Origin of the sequence: Methylotenera sp. (genome assembly GCF_013141425.1) — a bacterium.
Lineage (GTDB): Bacteria > Pseudomonadota > Gammaproteobacteria > Burkholderiales > Methylophilaceae > Methylotenera.
The window spans coordinates 1-7,817 of sequence record NZ_JABFRA010000108.1; the positions used below are offsets into that span (position 1 = coordinate 1).

Annotated in this window: 8 protein-coding genes and 2 pseudogenes; 3 read left to right on the forward strand and 7 right to left on the reverse strand. The window is 41.0% G+C overall.

What is annotated here, in order from left to right:
* A partial coding sequence (locus HOO90_RS09845; RefSeq protein WP_366928758.1) for an aminoacyl--tRNA ligase-related protein occupies positions 1-315 on the forward strand: 315 nt, incomplete at its 5' end.
* Positions 316-329: 14 nt separating this feature from the next.
* Here the strand turns inward: HOO90_RS09845 and mltF are convergent.
* The 6 genes from mltF to HOO90_RS09875 all read right to left on the reverse strand — a co-directional run bounded on the left by mltF (position 330) and on the right by HOO90_RS09875 (position 5,314).
* Entirely contained in the window at positions 330-1,757 is a 1,428-nt protein-coding gene (mltF, locus tag HOO90_RS09850; protein WP_292842558.1) for a membrane-bound lytic murein transglycosylase MltF, read from the reverse strand.
* 52 nt (positions 1,758-1,809) lie between these two features.
* Positions 1,810-2,487 (reverse strand): ribose-5-phosphate isomerase RpiA, encoded by a 678-nt coding sequence (gene rpiA / locus HOO90_RS09855; RefSeq protein ID WP_292842560.1) that lies wholly within the window; start codon positions 2,485-2,487, stop codon positions 1,810-1,812.
* Between the two features lie 129 nt (positions 2,488-2,616).
* Entirely contained in the window at positions 2,617-3,177 is a 561-nt protein-coding gene (gene efp / locus HOO90_RS09860) for an elongation factor P (protein ID WP_292842563.1), read from the reverse strand.
* 58 nt (positions 3,178-3,235) lie between these two features.
* Positions 3,236-4,393, reverse strand: a complete 1,158-nt coding sequence (gene earP, locus HOO90_RS09865; RefSeq protein WP_292842565.1) for an elongation factor P maturation arginine rhamnosyltransferase EarP — start codon at positions 4,391-4,393, stop codon at positions 3,236-3,238.
* A gap of 7 nt (positions 4,394-4,400) precedes the next feature.
* Entirely contained in the window at positions 4,401-4,919 is a 519-nt protein-coding gene (greB, locus tag HOO90_RS09870) for a transcription elongation factor GreB (protein WP_292842567.1), read from the reverse strand.
* A gap of 17 nt (positions 4,920-4,936) precedes the next feature.
* Positions 4,937-5,314 carry a hypothetical protein gene (locus HOO90_RS09875; protein ID WP_292842569.1) on the reverse strand — a complete coding sequence of 126 codons (378 nt, stop codon included), beginning with the start codon at positions 5,312-5,314 and terminating at the stop codon, positions 4,937-4,939.
* Between the two features lie 343 nt (positions 5,315-5,657).
* Here HOO90_RS09875 and chrA point away from each other — a divergent pair.
* Positions 5,658-6,967: pseudogene (gene chrA, locus HOO90_RS09880) on the forward strand (chromate efflux transporter).
* A gap of 156 nt (positions 6,968-7,123) precedes the next feature.
* The gene (locus tag HOO90_RS09885; protein WP_292842571.1) at positions 7,124-7,609 is read left to right on the forward strand and encodes a glutathione peroxidase; all 486 of its coding nucleotides are present in this window, start codon (positions 7,124-7,126) and stop codon (positions 7,607-7,609) included.
* Between the two features lie 101 nt (positions 7,610-7,710).
* On the opposite strand, the pseudogene HOO90_RS09890 reads toward HOO90_RS09885, so the two are convergent.
* Positions 7,711-7,817: pseudogene (locus tag HOO90_RS09890) on the reverse strand (phosphoenolpyruvate synthase regulatory protein); the annotation flags it as partial.

Consider the following 7,817-nt stretch of genomic DNA (forward strand, 5'->3'; position numbering starts at 1 on the left):
TGCACAGGGGATATGGGCTTTGGCGCGGCTAAAACCTACGATTTAGAAGTATGGTTGCCCGCGCAAAATACTTATCGTGAAATTTCATCGGTGTCTAATTGTGAGGCTTTTCAAGCACGTCGTTTGCAAGCTCGCTTTAGAAATGAAATTGGCAAACCTGAGTTAGTGCATACGCTCAATGGCTCTGGTTTGGCTGTCGGGCGGACATTGGTAGCAGTTTTAGAGAACTATCAAAACGCTGATGGCAGTGTGACGGTGCCAGAAGTATTGAGACCTTATTTGAAGGGCTTGGAAAAGCTGGCAGTTACTCAATAACGCTTAAATCTAGCCTAATCTGCCTGTGCAATTCTAAACGTATTGTAATTTGGCGTATGGCTAGGTTGATAGCGTTCTAAAATTCGTTGATAGCTACGCACAGATTCAACAAAGACCACTGGTGCACCGCCGCTTGCATAGCCATATTTCACCGTGGTGTAATAGTCCGGGTTGTTTAATAGCACTAAGGTCTTTTTAATATCTGCCCAACTGTCGGGGTTAAGATTCATGCGTTTAGCTAGCACTCTTGCATCTTCCAAATGTGCGTAGCCAATATTGTAAGCAGCCAGCGCCATGTACGTGCGATCTGGCTCGGGTATGCGATCTGGGATAGTCTCTATCATTTTAACCAGATACTTCGCCCCAGCGGGAATACTTTGCTTGGGGTCTAACCTATCTGTTACGCCCATTAAATCCGCAGTGCTTTCTGTCAGCATCATTAAGCCACGCACTCCTGTAGGCGAGGTGTTAAAGGTATCCCAGTGTGATTCGCGATAACTCACGGCAGCAATTAAACGCCAATCTAAGCCAGATATTTCTTGGGCTTGCTTGAATAAATGTTTGTATTTTGGCAGCAAGGTGTTGGTGCGTTCTAGAAATGTGTTGATGTCCTGCGTATTCAAACGTTTACTACTACCATAGTAGCGGTCAAGCAAGTTGCGTAGGGTGCCGTCATTACGAATCTTGTCAAAGAACTGATTAACCTTTTTAACGAGCTTTGGGTCAGCGTTCTTTGGTAAGGCCCATGCAATGGTTTCGGGTTGGCCAAGCGGCATGCCAACCGTCAAGTTGGGATAGTAGTTCTGCATCATTGCGACAAAATGACTGTCGGCGACTGTGAAATCCAAAATGCCATTTGCTACTTCGTCTAACAAAGATTCAGAATTCGTGTGTCTAAGGACTTTCCACCGCAAAGTGGGTTGTTTTTTTTGGATTTCGCTAAGACGTTCAGCAAAACTGGTACCGAAGGGCACGGCAATTATTTTATCTGAAATTGACAGCATATTTTTTGGTTTATTGTTTACCTCACTGTTGTAGATGAGTTGCTGTTGGGTATCTTGGTAGGGTTTGGAAAACTGCACGAGTTCTTTTCTGAGATGTGTCACCGATAAGTTGGCGGCCGCAATGTGGGCTTTACCTTTTAATAGAGTGGGAATAACGTCACTGATGCTGTTAACTACTTCAAATCGGATTTGATACTCAGGGGCATATTTTTTTACAAATAATGTCGCTAAATCATACTCAATGCCTGCAGGTTCATTTTCTCCATTTAAGTAATAAGTAACAGGGCCATTGTGTGTAACAAAAACAAGCTCGTGCTGGCTTAGTGGACTTTCTTTTATAGGTTTGGTTTTTAATTTTTCTGCGTTGTCAGACGCGTTACAGCCAACGAACAAACAGCAGAAAAGTAGACTGAGCACAGCACATTTAAACAAATACATTGAGTTAGTGTTAGGAACAGTGCTAACTAGCGACTTAGAACACATCTTGCGTTTAAGCCCGGCGTTCGCAAACAATACCATTTGACGCAATCAATACCGCATCGGTCAAGTCGTAGAAAATACCATGTTCTACAACTCCTGGCGTATTGTTAATAAAATCATTCAGTGTTTTTGCATCTAAGCTATTCTCAAACTTTACATCCAGTACATAACTGCCATGAGAAGTTACCCAGAAGCCATCTTTGGCGGCGTTTGGTCTTAAGTCACCTTGTGCACCTATTTTTTCTAAGCTTTGCTTTATGAGTTGCCAAGCAAACGGAATGACTTCAATTGGAATGACAAAGTTTTGACCAATATGGCTGACTAGCTTGCTTTCATCGGCTACTACGATAAATGTCGTGGCGGCTTTGGCAAGTAATTTTTCTTTAACTAAATCACTGCCGCGGCCTTTAAGCAGCGTCAATTCAGGGGAAATCTCGTCTGCACCATCTACATAGAGGTCAATGCTGCTGATATGCTCTAAAGCGACAATGGGTAGGTGCAATGACTGCGCCTTAAGTGCGCTGATAGTTGAACTGGCGACCGTGGTGATTTTTAGTCCTTCATCACGCTGAAGGCGAGCGAGTTCATCAATAAAATAATTGGCTGTAGAGCCCGTACCTAGGCCAATCAGCATTCCACTTTCTGCATATTTTGCGGCCTGTAAAGCGACCAATTGTTTGTCGTTCATTACATTCTCCAGCGATTATTTTTTATTGAAGTGCCTTTGCATATTAACGCTAAAATACTTTTTTTGACATAAAAAAAGAGGGCAATTCGCCCTCTTAATTGTTAAACTTTGCTAAGTAAATATGGCTACTTATTTCAATACACGGTTTCTGTATTCGCCAGTACGTGTATCAATTTCAATTTTGTCGCCCTGTGCACAGAATAGCGGTACTGGTAATTCAAAACCGGTAGCTAATTTAGCTGGTTTCATTACTTTACCTGAGGTGTCACCTTTAACAGCGGGTTCTGTGTATGTGATCTCACGAATCACTGTGGTTGGTAGTTCTACTGAGATTGCTTTTTCATTGTAGAAACGAATGTCAGCAGGCATACCATCTTCCAAGTAGGGAAGCACATCTTCCATGAACTCTGCATCCACGTCATATTGGTTATAATCTGCATCCATGAACACATAGCTGGGATCAGCAAAATAAGAGTAAGTTGCTTCTTTTTTCTCAAGCACAATAACTTCAAATTTGTCGCCAGCGCCGTAGATTGTTTCGCTAGGCGTGTCAGTGAGTAGGTTCTTGAATTTCATTTTTACCACAGCAGTGCTGCGGCCAGATTTAGTGTATTCGGCTTTCACTACGACTAGTGGGTCATTGCCGACCATAATTACGTTGCCGGCGCGAAGTTCTTGAGCTGTTTTCATGAGAGTGCCTTACGGATTAAATTAGGTTAAATAATAAAGCCGCGAATTATACCTTAACTCACAATTTTTGCAAAAAAATCACCAGCTTAGCGGCCAGGTCCGTTTGTGTTGCTAATTGATTCGCAGCTTCTAATGTTATTTGCCGAATGGCAGGTAAATGCTCCAAATAATTTTGCCAATTTCGTGTTGTAAAATTACCTTTTGCCCACGCAAAATGAACTTCATCGACAACCGTCTTGGTGGTGGCATTGCCATTTGCATAAAACCTATTTAAAAACGCGTTCAGTTTTTTGATGTGTGTGTCTTCTGTTTGTAAGTAAGGCAGCCAGATAAATGGTTTCGCCGCCCATATTGCTCTTACCCAGCTATCTTCACCCCGAACAAAATTGATGTCGCATATTGCTAACAATCTATCGTAATCGGTCTGACTCAAGAAAGGCAGGATGACTAAATTTAAGTTTTTGTAACTAAGCTTTCTAACACTTGAATTACTCGCTATTTCACTCCTGATTTTTTTATTGTCATCAACGCCGAAAAAATCTAGAACTTTTGGCAAAATGCTGCTTGCAGGTACATAGCAATTCATACTTTGATTTGACGCTGCCAGCGCATTCAATAATTCATGGATAGGGGCATGCGGGTAGCAAAACAGTGAAACTTTAAGCGTAGTCTCTTGCGTCAAATTTAGATGATTAAAGAATTCGGATTGCAATTGTAGGTCATGTGCAAATTTTTGGTTTTGTTGAAAAATACTGCTTTCTCGAATCAACCCACCAGTGGCCTCTGTAAAGCCAGGAAAATAAAAGTGGCGCGATGGTTTGGTGTTATTCGAACTTCTTGCATGAAAATCAGCCACCCAAGATTCTGCAGATAAATACTCTAAATTCAGCCACATCGTGTTGTTTTGCATTGCCGCTATATATTCGAATGGCAAAGCGCAGCTGAATGTTTCTAACACCACTTCGGCGGGTTTAATGTTGTCTGACGCTAAAGGCCATCGGCAAATTTCAATTTGGTTGATTATTTGTGATTGGAGGTTGCAATTTAAACTGCGGATTATTTTGCTGGAAACGGTTAGGTCATCAATAAATAGCCGTATCTGAAAATGATGTTCGTAAGCTAGCTGCTGACTGAGACGCCAGCAAACACCTATATCACCAAAATTATCGACGATACGGCAAAAAATATCCCAACGTTGCCCCGTTTTTATCTGCATGCCTGATTTAGTTAACAGGTAAACTTAGAGTGATATTTGATGGCGGTTTGTACTGAACTGCGATGACTTCGTATTGTTCTACGCCAGCTGGGACGATTACTTTGACGATATCGCCAATTTGTTTGCCGAGTAGTGCGCGGGCTAATGGCGAAACCCAGCTAATGTAACCCAGAGAAGGCTCAATTTCATCTTTACCAACGATGCGATAAGTGTGTTCTGTGTCGTCTTTTAGCGCAAATAATGTGACCCAAGCGCCAAAAAATATTTTGTCTAAACCTTGCTGTTTGGCGGGGTCAACAATCACTGCTAAATCCATACGCTGCATCAGAAACCGCAGTCTGCCATCGATTTGGCGCAAGCGTCTTTTGCCATATATGTAGTCACCGTTTTCACTTCTGTCACCATTGCCAGCCGCCCACGAAACGACTTTAACCAGCTCAGGACGTTCTACTTTTAGAAGCTGTTGGAACTCTGCTTCTATGGCCGCGTGACCTTCTGGTGTAATGTAGTTTTTTTCGTCGGCCACTGAGCTAATATTCTGGTTTAATTGTCAAGTAAGCTGACATCTGTTACAAAATAACCCGTTTCACCAAAACATGAGCTTGGAACCCCTTTATGTTCTTCATAAACCAAGCGTACTCGTTTGCCAACGGTCTCATCAATTCTTTTTGCAATGGTTTTATCGCGTACCGTAAAAAAGAATTTCTCAGCTTGCGTTCCTGGCATAGAAACCAAAATTAATTCACCTTCATACGTTTTGCATATCCAACCTTTTTCAGAGAGTTTCTGTACATAACCTGCGCGCTCGCCAGAAGAATATGTCCAAGTGAGTACCGCCCAGGTATACAGGGCAAAAAGCGCAATGGGAATAATCAACGCCCAAATCAAATACTTTAAAATTCTTTTTACATTACTTAACATACGCTATCCTACAAATAAAAAAACTTTCAAAAAATTCATACCTCTTTGAAAAGCCATGTGAACAATTTTTAGTGACTGAAATGCTATTTATTTAGCCGATTAGCTAAGCCTATTGTGGCATTTGATGCCAGCTGGATTGTAAACTAGGCTAAAATCAGATAATACCTGCTCATTGATTTTTCTGAAACTTCTATTCATTAAATTTGAGCTAAACTTTATTTAAATTGACTTTATTTAAATTGACTTAATTTAAATTAACTTAGTTACTTAGAGGTTGTGCGTGAATCCAGAAAGTAAGTATACAAATCAGCACGATGACCAGCAGGCAGAAGACTCGGCACCAGTGACTCCAACTTTGTTGAGGCATTTTTCTACTGGTTAAGGCTGGGCTTCGTTAGCTTTGGCGGGCCAGCTGGGCAAATCGCCATTATGCATCATGACTTAGTTGAGAAGAAACGCTGGATTTCTGAAAAGCGGTTTTTGCATGCATTGAATTATTGCATGCTATTTCCTGGGCCTGAAGCGTAACAACTGGCTATTTATATCGGTTGGTTGATGCATAAAGCTATAGGTGGATTAATGGCAGGGGGCTTATTTGTATTGCCTTCGTTATTTATTCTAATCCTATTGTCTTATATGTATTTGCGGTTTGAAAACCTAGCTGTAGTTTCAGGAGTTTTGTATGGCGTTAAACCAGCCGTACTTGCTATTATCATATTTGCTACTTATCGAATAGGCTTACACACCTTAAAAAACAGCGCGTTATGGATAATCGCTTTTGCTTCCTTTATTGCGATTGCGTTATTTAATACTCCATTCCCAATTATTATTTTACTTGGAGCACTGGTTGGTTTCCTCGCACATCGATTCTACCCCGCTAGCTTTAACGTAGTTAGTGTACAGCATGCGGGCGGTAAATATTATGGAAAGGCCGTTATTGATGATGTTACGCCCACACCTGAACATGCAATTTTTAGTCTAAAACGTCTAACCAGCGTGCTACTTGTTGGGTTGTTGTTGTGGTTGACTGCCATGATTACTTTGTTGCTAGCATATGGCTGGCAGGCGACCCTTACTCAAATGGCCTGGTTTTTTACTAAAGCGGCCTTGCTCACTTTTGGCGGTGCCTATGCAGTATTGCCTTACGTCTACCAAGGGGCGGTTGAACATTATCACTGGCTAACCGCTGTGCAAATGATTGATGGTTTGGCCTTGGGTGAAACTACACCTGGCCCGTTAATTATGGTGGTGGCATTTGTTGGCTATGTTGGTGGGTGGAGTCAGCAAATATTAGGTGTTGAGAATGTCTTTCTTTCTGGTGTTATGGCTGCGATTGTGGTGACTTTTTTTACTTTTCTTCCCTCGTTTATGTTCATTTTTATAGGCGCACCTTTTATTGAAAGTACGCAAGGTGATTTAAATTATTCAGCCCCCTTAACTGCCATTACTGCAGCTGTTATAGGTGTAATTTTAAGTTTGGCAGTATTTTTTGCCCGACACGTGTTTTTTCCATCCGAATCAGTCGTTTCTATTGATTGGTTAGTTTTAGCCATGGCCATTTTGGCGTTTATCGGATTGTTCAAGTTTAAATTGAGTGTAATCAAGTTAATTTTAATATTTGCACTGCTAGGCTTGATGTTTGCAAAAACATAAATTTTGTTTATGTCCTAGAATTTACAGCCTTACTCTAGAACGAATTTATAAAAATCTAGTCCTAGTAAAGCCTGTAATATTTTATAAATCATATTTTTAAAGTGAGTTATTTTGAAAAAAATTCTATTTTCTTTTTTATTATTCGGGGTAACGCACATGGCGAATGCCGCATGTTCTGAACTTTACAATCACCAGCTGACGACCTTGCAGGGTGACAAAATCAATCTTTGTGATTATCAAGACAAGCCAATACTGGTGGTCAATACCGCAAGCAAGTGCGGCTTTACACCTCAGTTTGATGCGCTTGAGGGTTTGTATGGCAAATATAAAAACAAGGGGTTGCTGGTGATTGGCTTTCCTTCGAACGATTTTAAACAAGAACCCGGTAACGATAAGCAAATTGGTGACTTTTGTAAGCTGACCTATGCGGTTAAATTCCCAATGATAACTAAAAGCTCCGTCACAGGAGTAAACGCAAATGCCTTTTATAAACAATTGATTGCAAAGACTGGTCAGCAACCACAGTGGAATTTTTATAAATATGTTGTTTTGCCGGGTGGTAAAGCTGTTTATGCTTTCAGTAGCGATGTAAAGCCAGATGCAGCGGAGATTTTGGATCGAATTACGCCTAGTTTAAAATGATTTATTACCAAGTAAATTATTATTAGGTAAATTAATTCCAAATAAAAAGGCGCTATTAGCGCCTTTTTATTTGGTTGGTAGCAATAGACTTGCCAGAACTATCAGGCTGTTTTACGTGTTTTTTCCATAATAATCGCCGACAATTCTTCCACAGAGCGACTAGTGGAATCCGCCCAAGTAATGCCAGCGTTTCTCATTAGGGTTTCCG